We start from the raw sequence: 19,156 nt of genomic DNA, 5'->3' as shown, positions 1-19,156 counted from the left end.
ATGACATCTTCCCGTTAGGCCATCTAACAAAATGGCCTCCCCGCAGGGACTCGAACCCCGATCTAAGCCTTAGGAGGGCCTCGTTCTATCCTGTTGAACTACAGGGAGGAAGGGGTGTGATTGTACGGATTTTTGAATGAAATTAAACCCTTAGAATCATTCTATGTGCCATATTTGAAGAGCTATCTAGTTCAAGCATCACCTCCTTCAGCTCAAGCTCTGTTCTATTAATATATTTCTAAAAAAGATAGTATGGCTTGATACCCCGTTACGTTTAGGGAAGCTGCGAATAAGTCATTTCCGTAAGCATTCGGCCAAAATATCTTATTGAAAGTAAAGGATTTAATTATTCGTGGTTGTCGAGTGGAGGACTTATTCGCAGCTTTCCTAGTCAATGCTCCCTCTTATTTATATGTTTATGAGGGCGACAAGATAAATGTATAGGGCGTTGAGTTAGCCGCTTTTCTAGGCTCTTTAGAGCCTTACGCTTTCCCAATATGCGATTGAGAGCTGTAATTGCCCTTAGAACCTTTGGCGTTGTACAAAGTATTACCTTGTTTTTGGCCGTGGCCTCGCATTAAGCCCATCAGTTGATCAAGGCTTTTGCGGTTGCGCATCAAGATTAATTCGTTGCGCTGGTTGGCGTCCATAACATCTTTGAGTTCCGCTTCGAGCGTACTCCACATCTGGGTGAACGCGTCGCGAGCGGTAGGGTCAGGAATCTGAGCGGTTAACGCGTCGATTCCTTTACGATCAACACTGACACCGGCTTGGGTCATGGCATTCGCACGGGCAGTGTTGTTTTTATCAAATGACTGAAGAAGGGTGGCTTTCTCACAAGCGCAATTGCGAATCGCATCGATGTCGCGTGCAACAAGAGCATCCTGCTCGGCATCCAGTTTCTGCTTAAGCTGCTGTAAAAGCGCAATGCCCTCGGATGTGAGGGCATGCAGATTCTGGAGGATAGAGGGCGAGAAAGCCATGGTGTGATTAACCCATCAACTTGTCGAAGTCGAGCATCTTACCCGCAACGCGCTCTGCGTCGACCTGGTAGGAGCCATCTTCGATAGCGGCTTTCAGGCGCGCTACTTTCTCCGAATCAATGTCTGGTGTGTTCGCGATCTGTTCGTCCGCCGCTTTAAGAGCAAGCGCTGTATCGCTTAGCTCAACGGTATCTTGGCGAACTGGTGTTGTTGTCGCAACTTGGGACGTTTCAGACGTGCCCGTTGTTTTCTGTGTCGTGATCTTGTCACGCGCTAACAGTGCTTGTTGAGCACTGGAGCTGTTGAAATCGATAGCCATAAATTTAACCCTCTATTTAGTTCCTACTCCATTTAGCGGCCTAGGCTTAAAGAACTTTAGAGAAATTGTACATTTTCTTTACAATGCTAAAACTGTTGAAAGTATAACCACTTACGGCTGGGTTGTCACACGTCCACGCCCCAGAACATAAGCTTTTATCACTTTTTGTGAGCGTGAATTCATTACCGAAATTTGCTCACCTTTAGCACCGTCTTCAAGTGCAACTCCTTGTGTGCGGATGGTCAGTGCACCGCGCCCGGCTTCAATCATGACGCTGTGGCCTTTTTGAATCAGCATGGGCGCTTCCAACGTGGAGGGCGTCAGGATCGATTTATCCGAAATGGTCCGTCGAGCCACATACCCCAGCACTTCTGCGGGGTCTTTAAAAAAACCTCGGTTTAGCTCGGTCACATCCGCTTTGTGAAAAATCAGATCGGCGCTGCTGATGGAAGTTCCCCTTGGGATGGTGCGTTTAGCGAAGGCGACCGGCAGATTGATGGCCACTTTGGCTAAGACATATGTGTGCCAAGTGGTTGGGTCGTTACAGGACACACGCAAGCTTAAACGCCCCCCAGATGGGATCTTCGGCTCAAGCGGAATCGACAAATTTTGACATTTTCGCTGATTTATCCCTGCGTTTATCGAGTTTATGTCTATAGTGATATCAGCTTTGGGAAAAAGTGTGCCGTAATGGCGCTGGAGTGCCGAGAAGACTTGTTCTTCCAACGAAATACGGGCGGCGGCATGCGTTGGCGAAATAAAAACGCTAAATAAGACGCTAAGTGTGCCGACAATTAAGTAACGAACGATAAAACTCACGGGCTGGCCTGTCTTACAGGGGTTCGTGGTGCCACTGATTAGTGACATTGGATTTGGTGTAGATCATGTCAGGTATTCTAGATACTGTAAACCTGCGTACCCAGATGGTGGGGCAGAACCGATTAGAGCTGTTGCTGTTCGGGCTTCAGACCGAACAGATCTATGGTATTAACGTGTTTAAAGTGCGGGAGGTTCTGCAATGTCCAGAACTTACCGAAGTACCACGTTTGACCACTGCCATCAAAGGTATGGCTCATATCCGGGGGGAAACCATTCCGGTATTGGACTTATCCGAAGCGATTGGCCGACCTGCTGTTCCCAAAGAAGATCAACGTAAATGCTTCTTGATTGTTGCGGAATACAACAAACGCACCTTGGCGTTTTTGGTTCGCAAAGTCGATCGTATCCTTAATACGCATTGGGATCAGATCATGGCTCCGCCAGCTGAGATCGGTGTGGAAAACTACCTAACGGCTGTCTTTGAGCACGAAGGTAAATTGATCGAGATCTTGGACGTCGAGCAAATCTTGGCTGACTTGTACCCAATGAGTACAGCGGTCAGTGAAGAGATCGCGACCAAAGAGGTGAAAACCAAAGCGGCTGAATACCACATCTTGTGTGTGGATGACTCCAGCGTTGCGCGGAACCAGATGAAGCGCACCTTGGAAGATTTGGGCATCAAGGTCACCACCTGCAATAACGGTGCGGCGGCTTGGAAGTTGCTCAAAGACTTAGCCGAGCGAGAAGTGGATATCTACGAGCACTTCTTGATGCTGATCTCCGATATCGAGATGCCGGAGATGGATGGTTACACCTTGGCGTCGATGGTTCGAGAAGACACGCGTATGGATAAGATGTTTATCGTCTTGCACTCATCGCTCAGTGGTGGCTTCAACGTGTCCATGGTTAAGAAAGTAGGTGCGGATGGATTCCTGGCGAAGTTCAACCCAGATGACCTTGCAGGTGTAGTGGTAGACAGGATTCGCAAGTTTGAAAAGCAACGCGGATAAGCGAAACTGATGAGTATCTCTATGACTGATCCACTTGGCAGTTTTACGATCTCCAAGGATGAATTCAAGCAGTTCAGTGAGTACTTGGAAAAAAGTTGCGGCATTCTTTTGGCCGAACATAAACAGTATTTGGTGCAAAGCCGGTTAGGGAAGATCATGAAAGAGCAGTCCATGAGCTCTTTGGATGATCTTCTTCGTGCATTAACGCGTGCCGGTAATGGGCGACTTAAAGAGCAAGTCATCGATGCGATGACCACCAATGAAACACTGTGGTTTCGTGACACCCACCCCTACGACCTCCTTAAAAACCAACTCTTACCTGAGCTGCAAACCAAAAAAGGGATGCAGCGGCTTCGGATTTGGTCGGCGGCGTGCTCAACCGGGCAGGAGCCTTACTCGATCAGTATGATTCTGGATGAGTACAAACAGGCTAACCCTGGGGCATTCCCATCCGGTGAGGAGATTCTGGCAACCGATATCTCATCCCATGTGTTGGCTCAGGCGCGCTCGGGTGAGTACGAGATGCTGGCTTTGGGGCGCGGGCTTGATAAAGGTCGCTTACAAAAGCACTTTAAAGCCACCGAGCGAGGCTCTTGGGTGATCAACCCGGTTATTCAAAATCGAGTGCGCTTTCAAAGCTACAACTTGATGAACGATTACAACTCTTTGGGTCAGTTTGACATTATCTTCTGTCGAAATGTGTTGATCTATTTCTCCTCTGAGTTGAAAGCCGACATCCTTAAAAAGATGCGTAAACAGCTTGCCCCAGGCGGCTATCTCGTTTTGGGGGCTTCTGAATCCATGACGGGCCTCAATGATTTTTATTCCATGGTGCACTGTCGCCCTGGGATTATCTATCAGGCGATTTAGACGCGAGCTAGCGTGCGTAATCAATTGGAAAAGCCAGGCGATGTGTCTGGCTTTTTTGTATCTGCCCGTTGGCAAGTAGCTCGATGGTTGGTCTGGCTGTTGCCGCTTGGGTAAGTGTTAAAAAGTAGGGCGGCAAACAGGCCTGTCGCTGCGAGTAGCCAGAGCGGCAGGCCCTTGCCGCTTTATCATTTTGAACGTTATTCCTCCTGCCTTATCTCTTATAAAGTTTAGTAAAAACATTGGTTTATGTTTTTGGCATCCTAATTGCTTTATATCTTGCAAGCATGATTAGGAGGCAACAATGGCCATCAGTTTCGATAAAGCACTTGGGGTACACGATGAAGCATTAACGCTTCGGACTAAGCGCACCGAAATTTTGGCCAATAATATTGCCAACGCAGACACCCCAAACTTTCAGGCCCGCGACATTGATTTTCACGCCATGCTTAAAGGTGAAATGAGTGTTAACTCGCCATTGGCGCTGGCCGAGACGGATACGGGGCATCAGAGCGGATTGATTGATCCTGATTATGCCGCCGATTTGATGTATCGCATGCCTACTCAACCGTCAGTCGATGGCAACACGGTTGATGTACAGCAAGAGATGGCGCGCTATACCGAGAATGCACTTGGGTTTCAGACCTCGTTTGATCTGTTAAATCGTAAATTCAAAGGCCTGACCTCAGCGATTAAGGGTGAATAACCATGTCATTAACGAACGTTTTTAACATTGCCGGTTCCGCCATGAGCGCCCAAACCGTGCGCTTGAACACCACCGCCAGCAACATGGCTAACGCGGACAGTGTGAGCTCCAGTGTGGATGAAACGTATCGTGCTCGTAAGCCTGTGTTTCGTGTAGAGCAACCAACGCTTGAGCAGGTTCATGACAGTGACAACGGCCTTTTGCCGGGACAGGGTGTTGAAGTGGCTGGCATTGTAGAGAGTGATGCTCCGCTTCGTATGGAGTACAATCCTGGGCACCCAATGGCCGACGAAAGCGGCTATGTCTATTACCCAAACGTGAATGTGGTGGAAGAAATGGCGGACATGATCTCAGCGTCCCGCGCATTTCAGATCAACACTGAAATTATGAATACGGCTAAGCAAATGGTTCAGCGTGTGCTGACCATCGGCCAATAACCTAGATAGGTTGCCACTATGTCTGAGATAAACAACAACGTCAGTGCTACATCGGTCTACGACCAGATCAATGCGGCCAACCAAGAGTCGAGCAGCAGCTCGTCTTCATCGGAAACGTCGGACAGTCAAATGTTCATGCAGCTGATGATTGCTCAGCTGCAGAATCAAGACCCGACCAGCCCGGCCGACACGGCGGACTTTATGCAACAAATCTCAAACATGACGATGGTCGAAAGCATGACAGAGCTGACCTCGACCATGACTGAGATGAGTTCCGAAATGATGGCAAGCCAAGCGGCGTTGCAGGCGTCGTCGATGGTTGGGCAGCAAGCATTTGTGCTGACCGATCAAGCCACGCTGACCGAAGGTGGTGTGATTGAAGGCGCTTACTCGCTGGATACCAGTGCTTCTAATGTGACGGTACAGATCTACGACTCAACCGGAACCTTAGTAGATAGCTGGTCAGAAGGTGCGCAAGCGACGGGCGAGCATTCGTTTGCTTGGGGAGGCGGCAGTAACGCTGCGGGGAATTACTCCGTTGTGATTCAACAGCAAAGTTCGGACGGCACAACATCGCAACTGGATTCTTACATTGGCCATACCGTTAACAGCGTAACGTTGGGTCAAAACGGTATTGGTATGAAGGTGAATACCGACGCAGGTGCTTACAGCACCAACGACATTCTCCAATTGGGGTAAATACACACCAGCCTCGATGGGGATCGGGCGGTAAAGGGTAATAGAGGGTAAAATTATGGCAGGTTTTAACACAGCAGTAACCGGTATCAAAGCCGCTACAACCGATCTGGACGTTGCCGGTAATAACATCGCCAACTCCAGCACCGTAGGTTATAAAGCATCGCGTACCGAGTTTGGTGATATTTATGCCACCGCAGTAGTCGGTGCAGGCTCCAGTAATAGCCCAGGCTCGGGTGTAACGGTTTCGGACATTGCGACCGACTACAGCGCCGGTACCATCGAGTTCACCAACAATAACCTGGATTTGGCGATTAACGGCTCGGGCTTTTTCCAGCTGAAAGATTACCAAGGTGGCACAACCTATACGCGTGCTGGTGCCTTTGAGCTAGACAGCGATGGGTTTATCGTCTCTAAAAACGGCAAAAACTTGCAGGGCTATGGTCTGGATGAGCAAGGCAATCAATTGCCGCTGCAAAACCTAGCGGTTACCGAAAAAGAGAGTGCGCCGCACGCCACTGAAACCATTGATCTGTCATTCAATATCGATTCAGCCGATGATGCTTCTTTGCTGTCACGTAGCTTCGATAAAACCAACGCCAGCTCTTACACATATTCTACAACCATTGAAACCTTCGACAGCTTAGGTAACTCGAACACCGTTCGTTACTACTTTGTTGAGCAAGCGCCAGTTCGTGAGCAGTTCCAGTATGACGTGAGCGCTTTGGATACGGCGGGTGGCGACAGCATGACCATCTCTGGTGTGGATTTAGCGACTCTGACAACGGCGATTGATTCGGGCACTGATTGGTCGACCGCTAATATGACCACTAACGAGATCACCTCGTTACGTACCGCTGATCCGCGTATCGATATCACAACCCTATCCTATACGGCTGCGACCAATACGCTGAATTTTGAGTTAAATGCGGACTCAACGAGTTATGGCGACTTGGTCGTGTCGGACTCTTCGGGTACTGATTATGCGATCACTAACCTAGAAGATGGTGTGCCATCGACTCGTTCGGCCAGTGAAGTTCAAACGTTCACGCTGAATAACTCTAATACAGTTTTTACGGTGAATGCCAACGGTGAGTTTACGCTGGATCAAAACACCTCGATTGTGATTGGTGGCGTAACCATCGAGCTGGATACCGATATGACGTTGGAAGATGTCGGTGAAACCATCGAAGATTATCAGCAAGAGATCATCGATCTAAACCCAGATGTCGACAGCGTTGAGTTTGACTCATTAACCGGAAATATTTCCATCACCTACGCACCGGAAGCCGGTAACGTAGAGTTGATGGACATCAGTGGCGGTACGTTTACCCCGTTTGTGGAAACTACGCCGGGTACGGTCGATATCGCAACCGTAGAAGGGGATAACTCCTTCATGGGGTCTTACCGCATGTACGCGTATCTCAATGATGAAGCGCAGTTGAACCTTGGTAAAAGTGTAGACCCAGGCGAGAGTGGTTTTGCGTCGGGTCGTACCGAAGTTGGCCCAATCATGATTAAGTTCAACACCACAACCGGTAAGCTGGCTGAGGTGAATGGCATTGAAGCGGTTGAGGGTGCCGAAGCGCCTAATATCACGATTCTTGGGGCTGACCCTGCCAATCCGAATGACGCCATTTTGGATGGTGACATTGATAACTTGGCCGGTATCCAGATGAGCATCACAGGTTCCAGCCAGTTTGCGTCGGATTCGATCGTGAAAAGCTCGTCTCAAGATGGTTACACCAAGGGTGACTTGATCGGTGTTACCTTTACCGAAGCGGGTGAAATGGTGGCAAGCTTCAGTAACGGTCAAACCCAGGAGCTTGGCTTGGTGGCCATCGCAACGTTTGCTAACCAAGATGGTTTGCAATCCAGCGGTGATACTGAGTGGATCGCGACGTTTGATTCAGGTTCTGCGGTCTTGAACCCACCAGGAACGGGCCTAAGCGGCACGCTAACGTCTGCCGCATTGGAGCAATCCAACGTGGATTTGTCTTCTGAACTTGTGAAGCTGATCGAAGCGCAGCGTAACTTCCAGGCCAACTCCAAAACATTGGAAACCCTGAACACGGTTACTCAGTCGATCCTACAGATCTAAGAACACCTCCATACGTCAATACGACGAACCAAAGGCCGCCTAATCGCGGCCTTTCTTTTTGCCCCTCTTGTACCCCTGAAACGGCACTCTGTTCTGCTTTATTTAAAAGCCTGTTTGAATATTTGGCACACCCCTTGCTCATACCTATGTAACTGATAAAAAGCGGCAAAGGTTTTCCGGTCTCGTTATGGATAAGTTGGTTTACATCGCCATGAGTGGCGCTAAAGAAAACATGCTGGCCCAGCAGGCCCATGCAAATAACTTAGCGAATGCCAATACCACAGGGTTTAAAGCGGATTTAGAGCAAGCGCGCTCTATGCAAGTGTTTGGTGATGGGTTTGCGTCACGCGTTTATACCCAAAGCGAACGTCCGGCAACCGACCGTACGGCGGGCACCTTTATGCAGACCGGTCGTGACCTGGATGTTGCCGTCGATGGTGATGGTTGGTTGGCCGTGATCGGGCCAAACGGCACCGAAGGCTACACCCGCGGTGGTGAGCTGCAAATCAATGTCGCCAACCAATTGGTGACAGGCAGCGGTTTGCCGGTGATGGGCAACGGCGGAGTGCCGATTGTGATTCCACCGGCCGAGAAAATCGATATCGGTAGTGACGGCACGATTACCATTCGCCCATTGGGTGAAGCGGCCGCTGAGATTGCGATTGTGGATCAGCTTAAGTTAGTCACGCTGGACCCCGAAGCCAGCTTTAAAGGAACCGATGGCTTGATGTACGCCGATGATTTGGCCGTACAGCCGCAAGATTTGAATGTACGGGTGCGCTCTGGGTATCTAGAGACCAGCAATGTGAACGCCGTCAGTGAGATGACCAGTGTGATCACCGAAGCACGCCAGTATGAAATGAATATCCGGATGATGAAGACTGCCGAAGAGGTCGCCGCATCCGCAACGTCGATTTTGTCATTGAGTTAATAAGACGTTAAACACGAAATAAGGCATAGGAGAACTCAGCAATGCATGGGGCACTGTTTGTAGCAAAAACGGGTTTAACGGCTCAGGACACATCGCTAAAAGTCATCTCTCATAACTTGGCGAACGCCAGCACCGTTGGCTTCAAAAAAGACCGTGTGGTCTTTGAAGATCTACTCTACCAAACGGTGCGCCAGCCAGGTGCTGAAACAACGGCCGAAGGCAACCAGTTGCCGTCCGGCTTGCAGGTCGGTAATGGGGTACGCATTGTCGGCACGCAAAAAATGTTCACCACCGGTGAAGTACAAGTGACCGACGAAACCTTTGATGTGGCAATCGATGGGCGCGGGTTTTTCCAGGTACAGATGCCCAATGGTGAGATCGGTTACACCCGTAACGGCCAATTCCACTTAACCGCTGATGGCGAGTTGGTTACCGCCGAGGGCTACCTAATCGAGCCTGCGATCACCCTGCCGGATGATGTACAAACCTTTACTGTGGGTGTGGACGGCACCGTTGAAGTGGTGGTGGCTGGGGATGCAACCCCGCAACAGATCGGCACCCTTGAAATTGCCGACTTTGTAAACCCGCAAGGCTTACAGGCCATTGGTCAAAACCTCTTCATTGAAACCGCCGCAAGTGGTGCTCCTCAAGTGGCTGCACCGGGTGAAGAGGGTTTGGGGATTGTTCGCCAAGGGATGCTTGAAGCGTCCAACGTGAATGCGGTGGAAGAGCTGGTGAACATGATCACCACGCAGCGCGCCTACGAGATCAACTCTAAGGTGATCTCAACGGCCGACGAGATGCTCTCGTTCATTACACAGCAGCTTTAATGTGAAGCTAATAAACATCATCCGATGGGTTAAAGATATGAATATCACTCAGATGACAAAAACAGCCTTGATGGCGCTTGTATTGCCGATGGTGTTGGTGGGCTGTGTTAATAAGCCAGTAAAACCTGATCGTGCCTATTACGCGCCGGTTTCACCGCAGCAGTACACGCAGCCTAAACCGGTGGATGGGGCGATCTTTAATGCCGCAACCAGCATGAACATCTACAGTGATGGTCGTGCGCATCGGGTTGGCGACATCATTACGATTGTCCTGAGTGAACAAACCCAATCTTCCAAGTCGGCCAGCACCTCAACCGATAAAAGCTCGAACACGTCGCTGCCTAATCCAACTTTGTTTGGTACGGGGCTAAGCGTGTTTGGTTCTGCATTGTCGGTGGATAGCGGCACCTCGTCCAACACCTTTGATGGCGAGGGGACATCGGATATGAGCAACAGCCTAAGTGGCAATATCACCGTATCGGTTCACGAGGTGTTGCCAAACGGTGTGCTGGTGGTACGGGGCGAGAAGTGGCTGACCCTAAATCAGGGTGATGAGTACATCACCATCAGTGGTTTGGTGCGCCCACAGGATATCGAAGCGGACAATACGGTAGAGTCGACTAAACTGGCGGATGCACGCATCGCCTACAGTGGCTCTGGCGAAATTCATAATACGAATGTGATGGGTTGGTTGGCGAAGTTCTTTATCAGCCCGTTGTGGCCTTTCTAAGAGGTGATGTATGAAAGCAAATCTGTTTAAAGTCGTCGTTTTTGCCATAGGGGCGATGCTAACGTCCACTGCGATGGCTGAGCGCCTGAAAGACATTACCTCGGTAGCGGGTGTACGTAACAACCAATTGGTGGGTTACGGCCTGGTCGTGGGCTTGGACGGTACCGGTGATAAAACCAGCTTTACCTCCCAAACGTTTCGTAACATGCTGAACAACTTTGGTGTGGCGATTCCGCCGACCACAAGCCCAAGCTCTAAAAACATTGCCGCGGTAGCGATTCATGCCGAGTTGCCGCCGTTTTCAAAGCCGGGTCAAACCATCGACGTTACGGTATCCACCATTGGTGATGCAAAAAGCCTAAGAGGCGGCAGCCTGTTGATGGCCCCGCTTAAAGGGGCGGATGGTCAGGTGTATGCCCTTGCGCAAGGTAATTTAATTGTGTCGGGTTTTGGTGCTGAAGGCGCGGACGGCTCACGTTTATCGGTGAATGTGCCGAGCGTTGGTCGTATCCCAAATGGCGCAAGCGTTGAGCGTACTGTTCCTAATGCCTTTGCGTATGGCGATAGCTTAACCTTGAACCTGAATCACCCCGACTTTACCACCTCCCGCCGTGTGGCCGAGGCGATCAATGGTCTGCTGGGTGCCGGTACCGCGGCTTCCATGGATGCAACGTCTATTCGTGTACGCGCGCCGCGTGATGCGGCCCAACGCGTCTCTTTTGTGTCTGTGTTGGAAAACCTTGAAATCGTACCCGCAGAAGAGGTCGCCAAGGTGATCATCAACTCCCGCACCGGTACGATTGTGATCGGTCAAGATGTGCGAGTCTCTCCGGTGGCGGTTACACACGGTGGCCTTACGGTTGCGATCACCGAAAACTTTGATGTTAACCAGCCCAATGCTTTAGGTGAGGGTGAAACCGTGATCACCCCTCGTACCGGTATCGAAGTGGATGAAGGCTCTGGCCATATGTTTGAGTTCTCCCCGGGGACCTCTTTGCAGGATATTGTGGAAGCGGTTAACCAAGTGGGGGCAGCGCCTGGTGATCTGATGGCGATTTTGGAAGCGCTCAAACAAGCCGGTGCATTAAAAGCGGAACTGATCGTCATTTGATGATAAATTGATCAGCGATCACAACACAGGTGTTTTATGGCCATTAAAAGCTCAACCGATACAGACCCAGGCTTCTATGCTGATCTGAACCAGCTGCAGTCGCTCAAGCGCACAGCCAAAACAGATCAGCAAGCAGCGCTGCGTGATGTGGCGGAGCAGTTTGAGCAGATCTTTCTCAACATGATGATGAAGAGTATGCGCCAGGCCAACGAAGCGTTCGCCAGTGATGATGTGTTCAACAGCTCTCAAGTGCGTTTTTATCAAGACATGCTGGACTCCCAAATGACCACGGAGATGGCCTCTGGGGGCGGCGTTGGTCTGGCGGATGTGTTGGTGCGTCAATTAAGTCAGCAATTCAATGTCCGCATGGACAGCGATGATGACAAAAAAGTCGGAGAGGTATCGGATTCGGAGCGTCTTTTACAACGCGCTTTCGATACCGGTGCCATCAGTGCAAGTTCCCAAGCCTTGGGGCGTTTGTACGGCTCGGATGAGGGGCTAACCCATCAAGAGCCGGGTGTGACGCCAATCGATCAAACCATCACTGAGCTTAGTGCAAAGGCGCAGCGTCAAACCGAAGATCTGCCAGAGCGTTTTGAATCGCCACAGCAGTTTGTCTATAGTCTATTGCCGCTCGCCGAGGAGATGGCACCTGAATTAGGTGTCGACCCCAAAGTCTTGCTTGCCCAAGCAGCGCTTGAAACTGGCTGGGGTAAATATGTGATCCAAGGCAGTGATGGCCAAAGCAGTCATAACCTTTTTAACATCAAAGCAGGGCGTAGCTGGGATGGTGACCGAGCTACGGTCAATACCCTAGAGTACCGTGACGGCATTGCCCAAAAAGAGCGCGCTGATTTTAGGCAGTACGATTCCTATGCTGACAGCTTTCGGGATTATGTCGATTTTTTGAAGAACAGTACTCGCTACCAAGAAGCGCTCAATGTTGCACACGACCCTTCCGAATACCTGAATAAGCTTCAGGAAGCGGGCTACGCCACCGACCCAAATTACGCGAAAAAGATAACCGATATTTTCGAAAATCGCATCATGGCGATGGGGCTCAATAGCGGCTCGTCCGAAGGCTAATTACGCCGAAATCTTCCTAAAGTTTTACTCTTTCTGGCCGCTAATATTGTTGAATTCCATCAATAGAGCGTTTGTGCGTTCAGGAGCCCACTCATGTCCAGTTATGACTTGTTAAATCTCGGTACTCAGGCGTTGAATGCCAACTCGTCGGCATTGGGTACGATTGGGCAGAACATCTCGAACGTCAATACCGATGGATACAGCCGCCAAGAAGTGTATTTCAATACGGTCCAGTACCGTTCGGGTGTTACGGTCGAGAGCATCGACCGAATTACGGATCGCTTCTTAACTGAGCAGATGTGGTCGGATATCTCGACCTATAACCAGTCACTGACTTTTTCTGAATTCTCCGACCGCTTGGATAACCTCTTGGCCACTGACTCCACCAGTGTGTCGGCGGCGTTGGATAACTTTTTCAGTGCGCTGCAGGATGTTGTCGATGACCCAACCTCAACGCCCAACCGAGAGCTATTTGTCGCCTCGGCGGATGCCTTGGTTCAGCGATTCAATAATTTGGATGCGACGCTGCAAACTCAGAATGAGGCGATCAATGATCGGGTGGAAGATCTCTCGAACCAGATCAGCACCTTAACCACAAATATTGCCGACCTTAACTACAAAATTAAAGTTGGCACAGTGGCCAACCAACCGACCAACGAGCTAAAAGATCAGCGTGAAGAGCTGATCAACCAGCTATCGGAAATCGTCGGCGTGGATGTAGTCGAGCAAGAAGACAGCCAGTTAGCCCTCTATGTGGGTAACGGACAACCTTTGGTGGTGGGTCAAACCGCCAACACTTTAACTGCCATTCCAGGTGACCCAGACGCTAGCCAAGTAAACCTGGCCTTGTCGGTGCAAGGTCGAGAGGTGGATGTTACCGATCAACTCAGTGGCGGCCAGCTCGGCGGTGCATTGAAATACCGCGAAGAGGCGCTGAACGAAGCGCGGGATGAGCTCGGCCGCATCGCCGTCGTGTTTTCAGAAAGCATGAATGAGCTACACCAGTCCGGTATCGATATGGATAACGAGTTAGGTGGTTTGCTGTTTACCGACGTTAACTCGGCATCGCTCCAACGCACACGAATTTTGGCCGACAGCGATAACACCTCGACCTTAAAAGATGGTCTGGTCGAGATCCAAGACATCAGCCAGTTACAAGCCAGCGAATATACTCTGCTGTATGAAGGCGATAACCGCATTACGTTAACACGTGAAAGCGATGGTAAGGTGTTCCGCATTAACGCACTCGATGAAGTGACCGATGCGTACAGCGTGGAGCAAGGTAACTACTACCTGAACACCAGCTCCAATGAGCTGACCTTTGGTATTGATGGCATGAAAGTGACGCTCAATACCCGCCAGCACATGGCCATTGGCGATCAGTTTGTTATTCAGCCGGTGCGCACCGGTGCCGAAGATTTAGGGCTGGTGGTCAACGATGGGGATCAGCTAGCACTGGCGTCGCCCATTCGAGTGACAACCAGTACAGAAAATGAAGGCACGGGCGTGGCGAGTGCCAGCGTAACGGACTTTAGAGCGCTGACCTTTGCTGACGATGGCGAGCTGGAACCGCCATTGGATATTGTGTTCAACAACGCAGACCCCATGCAGTACACCGTCTATGACATGAGCGATCCGGATCACCCGGTGCCCTATCAGTTTGACTCCGATGGGGATGGCACAGCAGAAACCCTGCAAAACATTACTTACGAAGCCGGCGAAAGCATCCAGTTAAACGGCTATGAGGTGACGATCAAAAACCTACCTCAAGCGGGCGACCGGTTCAGTTTTACCTTTAATAAGGACGGTATTTCTGATAACCGAGTGGCGTTGGCACTGTCGGATCTGCAAGACAGTGACTTGAGCATCGATGGCTCGTATCAAGATATGTACGGCACCTTGGTGGAGCGCGTCGGTACCCGAACCTCAACAGCGAATATTACGTTGCAAGCCAATAAATCGGTATTGACCTCCACTCAGGAGGCCAAAGCGGGTGTGTCGGGCGTCAACCTGGATGAGGAAGCGGCCAAACTTGTGCAGTTCCAGCAAGCGTATCAAGCGTCGGCTCAATTAATTTCTACGTCTCAGACTTTGTTTGATACGTTGCTAAGCAGCCTTTAAGTGAGGTGGTGACATGCGTATAGGTACCCAACAACAGTACTTAAAATCGATCGATAACATGCAGCAAAACCAGACGCGCTTAGCTGAGTTGCAAGAGCAAAGCTCATCCGGTAAACGCCTGCAAACCCCATCCGATGACCCGGTGGCCGCGGCTCAGCTGGTGAAACTCGAGCGTGAGTTGGCTCAATACGAGAAGTTTGAAGACAACATCAACGTTACGCAGCGCCGCTTAGAGATGGAAGAGTCGATTTTAGACGGTGTGTACACCGCTTCAACACGCTTAAAAGAGCTGACTATCTATGCAGGTAATGCGACATTGTCGTCAGCTGACCGAGAGACCATCGCCCAAGAGGTCGATGAGCTAACGGAATACATGGCAGGACTAATGAACACCCAAGACTCACTGGGTGAATACTTATTCGCTGGTAGTAAAGGTGGTACACAGCCTTATGAGCTTAAGGCTGATGGCAGCTACGAATACAACGGCGATGATGGTCAGCGTAACATACAGGTGGGGGCGCAACTCTACGTAGCTTCTAATGATTCTGGCAGTTACTTATTCGAATCGGTGGAAGGGCGTCTGCAAGTCAATATGACCGGCGAATCCGTCGCTGCAGGCAGCTCTTTGGTTACGGTTCCACCTGCAGGTGTGCCCTACGAAACAGATTTTGCCAGTGAAGCCCTAGAAGATCAGTTTACAACGGCCACTAAAAACTTAGGTACCATTGATGTTAACGTGACTAACGATGGTGCGGGTAATCTGAGTTATACCATCACTGATTCAGCCGGTAATGAGCTGGTTGCCCCGACTGCATTTACAGGCGGCGATACCATTGATTTCGAAGGGCTTCAGTTTGATCTAAGTGGCATTCCGACCAACCCGGGAGTGTCTGAAACCAGCAGTGTTACGCTTAATGTAAAACCCGAGCAGAAGAACATCCTAGACGTTGCGCAAGAGCTGTCTTATTCATTGCGTGAGCTGTCTGGTGATGATTTAAGTGAAGCGTTAGCCACAAGTTTGGATTACATCCAGCAATCGGATGATCGTGTGCTAGAGGCAACTGCTACCTTGGGGACAAGGCTTAGTAGCATTCAGCAAATTACCAGTACCAATGATGACTTTAAGCTGTTTACCCAAACGGCGATCTCTCAGTTGGAAGATGCAGACCTTGCAGAGGTGCTAAGTCTTTATGCACTGGAAGAGACTACCATGCAAGCCTCCCAAGCAGTGTTTGGACGAGTGTCTCAGTTATCGTTATTTGATTACATCAATTAATATCTAAAGCGGAAAAAAGCCCATCTTAGATGGGCTTTTTTATGAGATTTTTTCAAAGAAAGTACAATTAAGCATCAAAGGCTTTTATACGCCTTAGTCATCTTCTTCCCTGTGTTGTGATTTTTTCGCTGATCCATCACATTTTTTTTCTGAGCCCGAATCAATATTAGGGCTTCACTTTCCATGTGCTGAATCTCTTGTATTAAACGCCGAAGTTCATCGCCTAATTTTGGGTCGGTGGGTTTGTCCATAGATTCAAGCACTTGGCAAAGCACTTCGCGTTTAGATTGGACGTTTGAAACAGATTGCCAGTCACCGCTTTGCGACGCATTCAATAATTCTTTAGTTAATTCAAACAGTTGTTCCAGCTGATCTTTCATAAAAATGCCATTTATTGCTAAAGCGGATTTTTTTAGTGCCGATAAATTTCAGTACAAGGCAGAACGCTGCCATATAACGAGAAAAAAAGAAACACTAAAGCATCCTAACAATAGGTCGTTAAATGATCACAACCGGCGACAAACGCGTTACCGCAAAGCCGGAAGTAAACACAAGCAACTTGTAAGTACAGGTTGAATGAGGAGAAAGTCTCATGGCAATGGTAATCAACTCCAACATTATGTCGCTGAATGCTCAACGTAATCTGACCATCTCTCAGAACGAGCAGAACACAGCAATGGAACGTTTGACCAGCGGTAAGCGCATCAACTCTGCAGCGGATGATGCAGCCGGTCTGTCGATCTCTAACCGTATGACCTCTCAGATTAATGGTCTGAATCAGGCGGTTCGTAACGCGAACGACGGTATCTCCTTGGTACAAACCGCAGAAGGTGCATTGGATGAGTCTACTAACATCCTGCAGCGTATGCGTGAACTGTCTATCCAGTCTGCCAACGGAACGTACGACTCTGGTAACCGTGCAACCTTGAATGCAGAGGTGAGTCAGCTGGTTGAAGAATTAGACCGTATCGCAGAAACAACAGCGTTTAACGGTTTGAACATTCTGGATGGCACTTTGGGTGAAGTAGACCTGCAAGTCGGTTCTGAAGCGAACCAAACCATCAGCCTGAACATTGGTTCAATGGACTCTAAATCATTGGGAATGAGTTCTACCAGCGTCGATCTGTTAGGTGGTACATCCACCCTTGCGAGCTTGACGGGCGCTTCTGAACTTGGCCATAACGATGTATTGATTAACGGTCAGTCTATTATGGCTGAAGGTGAAACTTTTGATGGTGCAACGGACGATGCTGATGAGTTGGTTAACAAAATCAATGCAAACGTCAACGGTGTAAATGCCAGCACTATTTCTACCACTACAGCTGAAACCATCGGTGATGGTATTTTGGCTGAAGGTGACGAGTTAACGGTAACAGTCAATAAATTAGATGGTACTAGCGCCGCTATCACAGTGACTGATACTGAAAATATGGACGAGTTAATCGGCAAGCTGAACGAAGAAGGTGGCGGTTTAATTTCGGCTTCTGTAAACGATGACGGCAAGCTAACCATTTCTGCTCAAGACTCATCCAGTATCGCCTTCACAGACGTCGCTGGTGCGACAGGTACTATGAGTACCTCTTCGGCACAGCTCGTATTGACCTCTGACAATGGTGACCCAATCGAGATTACTCGTGGTTCTACAGGTACTTTAGCACAGCTAGATTCTCTTGGTTTCCGCGAAAACGATGTGCAGGGTGAGGTTGAGGGTGTTGCAGTTGATGGGAACGCCTTTGCTTTGGGTGATCTTACGATCAATGGTGTCGACGTTGGAGCGAGTGAATCTGGCAGCCTGGCCGATAAGCTCGACGCAATCAACGCAGTGAGTGACGAGAGTGGTGTAACCGCGACGGCGTTCTCAAGTGTGGCGATTGATTTTGATGGCGTGGACTTTGCGAACGTTGCTGGTAACGCAGTGGTCAATGGTACGGATGTAGACTGGGGCTCGGCCACTGATACTCAAGGTATTGTAGATGCGTTTAATGCTGTTAAAGACTCAACGGGCTTGACCGCTAGTCTGTCTGGTACACGAGTGATTCTGGAAGGTGATGTAAGTTCGATTACTTTCACTGATGATGATGCTGGCGGTACAACTGCAGTAGCGGATGCCGCAGCTGAGGGTGTAACGATAACTGAAGGCACCGGTGCGGCTGCAGCTATCGCTGATGAGGCAGTAGTTGAAGGTGGTATCAAGCTAACCAGCGACAATGGTAACCCGATCAGTGTTGAGCATGCTAATAATGGTACTGCGGCTGAAAAAGCGGCAGCTAAAGCCAAATCTGGTTTGCTTGATTCAAATGGTCAGGCTGGTGGATCTTTTGGAGCTGCCATCAGTAGCATCGATATCTCTACTGCTGCAGGTGCTCAGAAAGCGATTGGCGTAATCGACAACGCGCTGGAAACCATTAACGAAACACGTGGTGACTTGGGTGCGGTCAATAACCGTCTGGATTTCACCATCAACAACTTGAGCAACGTATCTGAAAACGTATCGGCTGCACGTTCACGAATTCAGGATGCTGACTTCGCTGAAGAATCTGCAAACCTAAGTCGTGCGCAGGTTCTGCAACAGGCAGGTACATCGATGCTGGCTCAGGCGAATGCGTCTTCTCAGAACGTACTGTCCCTGCTGCAGTAAGCACACGGCGCCTAGTGCGATTATGAACTAGACTAACTGAAGAAATCCCTCACCACCGTCGGTGGGGGATTTTTTGTTCAGGAGGTGTGAAATGTCTGTCGAATCAATGAACGCAACAGCCGCTTCGAGTGTATCGGCAAACCTGGTTAATCAGCGCCCGGAGATGAGCAGTAACGCCGCGATTACGAATGGTAATAATCAAGCGTCCCAGGCATCGAGTGCTAACCAAGCTACTCAGATGTCGGTAGAAGAGGTGGAAGCTGCGGTTGAAAAACTCAACGAGTTTATGGAAACCGGGCAACACAATTTAAATTTCAGTGTGGATAAAGATACCGAGAACTTGGTCGTTAAAGTGATGGATAAGAACACCCAAGAGGTGATCCGTCAGTTTCCGTCTGAGGAGACACTGAAATTAGCCAAACATATCGAAGGTATGTTGGGCCTTATCTTTAATGAAGAAGCGTAAGGAGTACTCTAGACCGAGTACTCCCTGCG

Annotated in this window: 19 protein-coding genes and 1 tRNA gene; 15 read left to right on the top strand and 5 right to left on the bottom strand. The window is 49.6% G+C overall.

Features of this window, described 5'->3' with window-relative positions:
* Positions 1 to 32 precede the first annotated feature (32 nt).
* From ACXAF9_RS03585 to flgA, 4 genes are all read right to left on the bottom strand, one after another.
* A tRNA-Arg gene (locus ACXAF9_RS03585) sits at positions 33 to 108 on the bottom strand.
* 374 nt (positions 109 to 482) lie between these two features.
* Positions 483 to 983 (bottom strand): flagella synthesis protein FlgN, encoded by a 501-nt coding sequence (locus ACXAF9_RS03580; protein WP_475070495.1) that lies wholly within the window; start codon positions 981 to 983, stop codon positions 483 to 485.
* Between the two features lie 7 nt (positions 984 to 990).
* Entirely contained in the window at positions 991 to 1,302 is a 312-nt protein-coding gene (gene flgM / locus ACXAF9_RS03575; protein ID WP_475070492.1) for a flagellar biosynthesis anti-sigma factor FlgM, read from the bottom strand.
* A 111-nt stretch (positions 1,303 to 1,413) separates the two neighbouring features.
* On the bottom strand, positions 1,414 to 2,121 hold the full coding sequence (flgA, locus tag ACXAF9_RS03570) for a flagellar basal body P-ring formation chaperone FlgA (protein WP_475070487.1): 708 nt from the start codon (positions 2,119 to 2,121) through the stop codon (positions 1,414 to 1,416).
* Positions 2,122 to 2,186: 65 nt separating this feature from the next.
* Between flgA and ACXAF9_RS03565 the strand changes: the two genes are divergently transcribed.
* The 13 genes from ACXAF9_RS03565 (at position 2,187) to flgL (ending at position 16,023) form a co-directional block, all read left to right on the top strand.
* Entirely contained in the window at positions 2,187 to 3,131 is a 945-nt protein-coding gene (locus tag ACXAF9_RS03565; RefSeq protein WP_475070485.1) for a chemotaxis protein, read from the top strand.
* A 21-nt stretch (positions 3,132 to 3,152) separates the two neighbouring features.
* A complete protein-coding gene (locus tag ACXAF9_RS03560; protein ID WP_475070482.1) occupies positions 3,153 to 4,001 on the top strand; it encodes a CheR family methyltransferase in 849 nt (282 codons plus the stop codon).
* Positions 4,002 to 4,302: 301 nt separating this feature from the next.
* Complete coding sequence (flgB, locus tag ACXAF9_RS03555; protein WP_475070480.1) at positions 4,303 to 4,704, top strand: flagellar basal body rod protein FlgB; 402 nt, start codon at positions 4,303 to 4,305, stop codon at positions 4,702 to 4,704.
* Positions 4,705 to 4,706: 2 nt separating this feature from the next.
* Positions 4,707 to 5,141, top strand: coding sequence for a flagellar basal body rod protein FlgC (gene flgC, locus ACXAF9_RS03550; protein WP_475070478.1), 435 nt, complete (start codon positions 4,707 to 4,709; stop codon positions 5,139 to 5,141).
* Positions 5,142 to 5,159: 18 nt separating this feature from the next.
* A complete protein-coding gene (locus tag ACXAF9_RS03545; protein WP_475070476.1) occupies positions 5,160 to 5,840 on the top strand; it encodes a flagellar hook assembly protein FlgD in 681 nt (226 codons plus the stop codon).
* Between the two features lie 55 nt (positions 5,841 to 5,895).
* Positions 5,896 to 7,938 (top strand): flagellar hook protein FlgE, encoded by a 2,043-nt coding sequence (locus ACXAF9_RS03540; protein ID WP_475070473.1) that lies wholly within the window; start codon positions 5,896 to 5,898, stop codon positions 7,936 to 7,938.
* 187 nt (positions 7,939 to 8,125) lie between these two features.
* Positions 8,126 to 8,869, top strand: a complete 744-nt coding sequence (gene flgF / locus ACXAF9_RS03535; protein WP_475070471.1) for a flagellar basal-body rod protein FlgF — start codon at positions 8,126 to 8,128, stop codon at positions 8,867 to 8,869.
* A 41-nt stretch (positions 8,870 to 8,910) separates the two neighbouring features.
* Complete coding sequence (flgG, locus tag ACXAF9_RS03530; RefSeq protein WP_475070469.1) at positions 8,911 to 9,699, top strand: flagellar basal-body rod protein FlgG; 789 nt, start codon at positions 8,911 to 8,913, stop codon at positions 9,697 to 9,699.
* 37 nt (positions 9,700 to 9,736) lie between these two features.
* Positions 9,737 to 10,429: a flagellar basal body L-ring protein FlgH gene (gene flgH, locus ACXAF9_RS03525; protein WP_475070467.1), complete on the top strand. Its 693-nt coding sequence runs from the start codon at positions 9,737 to 9,739 to the stop codon at positions 10,427 to 10,429.
* Between the two features lie 55 nt (positions 10,430 to 10,484).
* Positions 10,485 to 11,540: a flagellar basal body P-ring protein FlgI gene (locus ACXAF9_RS03520; protein WP_475071115.1), complete on the top strand. Its 1,056-nt coding sequence runs from the start codon at positions 10,485 to 10,487 to the stop codon at positions 11,538 to 11,540.
* A 36-nt stretch (positions 11,541 to 11,576) separates the two neighbouring features.
* Positions 11,577 to 12,626, top strand: a complete 1,050-nt coding sequence (gene flgJ, locus ACXAF9_RS03515; RefSeq protein WP_475070465.1) for a flagellar assembly peptidoglycan hydrolase FlgJ — start codon at positions 11,577 to 11,579, stop codon at positions 12,624 to 12,626.
* Positions 12,627 to 12,719: 93 nt separating this feature from the next.
* The gene (gene flgK / locus ACXAF9_RS03510) at positions 12,720 to 14,747 is read left to right on the top strand and encodes a flagellar hook-associated protein FlgK (RefSeq protein ID WP_475070461.1); all 2,028 of its coding nucleotides are present in this window, start codon (positions 12,720 to 12,722) and stop codon (positions 14,745 to 14,747) included.
* A gap of 13 nt (positions 14,748 to 14,760) precedes the next feature.
* Entirely contained in the window at positions 14,761 to 16,023 is a 1,263-nt protein-coding gene (gene flgL, locus ACXAF9_RS03505) for a flagellar hook-associated protein FlgL (protein WP_475070457.1), read from the top strand.
* A gap of 74 nt (positions 16,024 to 16,097) precedes the next feature.
* On the opposite strand, the gene fliT is transcribed toward flgL, so the two are convergent.
* Positions 16,098 to 16,403, bottom strand: coding sequence for a flagellar protein FliT (gene fliT / locus ACXAF9_RS03500; protein ID WP_475070452.1), 306 nt, complete (start codon positions 16,401 to 16,403; stop codon positions 16,098 to 16,100).
* A gap of 212 nt (positions 16,404 to 16,615) precedes the next feature.
* Between fliT and ACXAF9_RS03495 the strand changes: the two genes are divergently transcribed.
* Complete coding sequence (locus ACXAF9_RS03495) at positions 16,616 to 18,661, top strand: flagellin N-terminal helical domain-containing protein (protein ID WP_475070450.1); 2,046 nt, start codon at positions 16,616 to 16,618, stop codon at positions 18,659 to 18,661.
* 91 nt (positions 18,662 to 18,752) lie between these two features.
* Entirely contained in the window at positions 18,753 to 19,127 is a 375-nt protein-coding gene (locus ACXAF9_RS03490; RefSeq protein ID WP_475070447.1) for a flagellar protein FlaG, read from the top strand.
* Positions 19,128 to 19,156: the final 29 nt, after the last annotated feature.

This window comes from Neptunomonas sp. ABH4_499, from assembly GCF_056160565.1.
Note: the sequence above shows the minus strand (reverse complement) of the source record. Positions and strands in the feature narration are given on the sequence as shown.

Coding starts and splice junctions, on each gene's coding strand:
- ACXAF9_RS03545 (WP_475070476.1), top strand. CDS start 5,160: ATGTCTGAGATAAACAACAACGTCAGTGCTACATCGGTCTACGACCAG.
- ACXAF9_RS03560 (WP_475070482.1), top strand. CDS start 3,153: ATGACTGATCCACTTGGCAGTTTTACGATCTCCAAGGATGAATTCAAG.
- ACXAF9_RS03540 (WP_475070473.1), top strand. CDS start 5,896: ATGGCAGGTTTTAACACAGCAGTAACCGGTATCAAAGCCGCTACAACC.
- flgL (WP_475070457.1), top strand. CDS start 14,761: ATGCGTATAGGTACCCAACAACAGTACTTAAAATCGATCGATAACATG.
- ACXAF9_RS03580 (WP_475070495.1), bottom strand. CDS start 983: ATGGCTTTCTCGCCCTCTATCCTCCAGAATCTGCATGCCCTCACATCC.
- ACXAF9_RS03495 (WP_475070450.1), top strand. CDS start 16,616: ATGGCAATGGTAATCAACTCCAACATTATGTCGCTGAATGCTCAACGT.
- ACXAF9_RS03520 (WP_475071115.1), top strand. CDS start 10,485: ATGCTAACGTCCACTGCGATGGCTGAGCGCCTGAAAGACATTACCTCG.
- flgC (WP_475070478.1), top strand. CDS start 4,707: ATGTCATTAACGAACGTTTTTAACATTGCCGGTTCCGCCATGAGCGCC.
- flgB (WP_475070480.1), top strand. CDS start 4,303: ATGGCCATCAGTTTCGATAAAGCACTTGGGGTACACGATGAAGCATTA.
- flgF (WP_475070471.1), top strand. CDS start 8,126: ATGGATAAGTTGGTTTACATCGCCATGAGTGGCGCTAAAGAAAACATG.
- flgJ (WP_475070465.1), top strand. CDS start 11,577: ATGGCCATTAAAAGCTCAACCGATACAGACCCAGGCTTCTATGCTGAT.
- ACXAF9_RS03490 (WP_475070447.1), top strand. CDS start 18,753: ATGTCTGTCGAATCAATGAACGCAACAGCCGCTTCGAGTGTATCGGCA.
- flgK (WP_475070461.1), top strand. CDS start 12,720: ATGTCCAGTTATGACTTGTTAAATCTCGGTACTCAGGCGTTGAATGCC.
- ACXAF9_RS03565 (WP_475070485.1), top strand. CDS start 2,187: ATGTCAGGTATTCTAGATACTGTAAACCTGCGTACCCAGATGGTGGGG.
- flgM (WP_475070492.1), bottom strand. CDS start 1,302: ATGGCTATCGATTTCAACAGCTCCAGTGCTCAACAAGCACTGTTAGCG.
- flgG (WP_475070469.1), top strand. CDS start 8,911: ATGCATGGGGCACTGTTTGTAGCAAAAACGGGTTTAACGGCTCAGGAC.
- fliT (WP_475070452.1), bottom strand. CDS start 16,403: ATGAAAGATCAGCTGGAACAACTGTTTGAATTAACTAAAGAATTATTG.
- flgH (WP_475070467.1), top strand. CDS start 9,737: ATGAATATCACTCAGATGACAAAAACAGCCTTGATGGCGCTTGTATTG.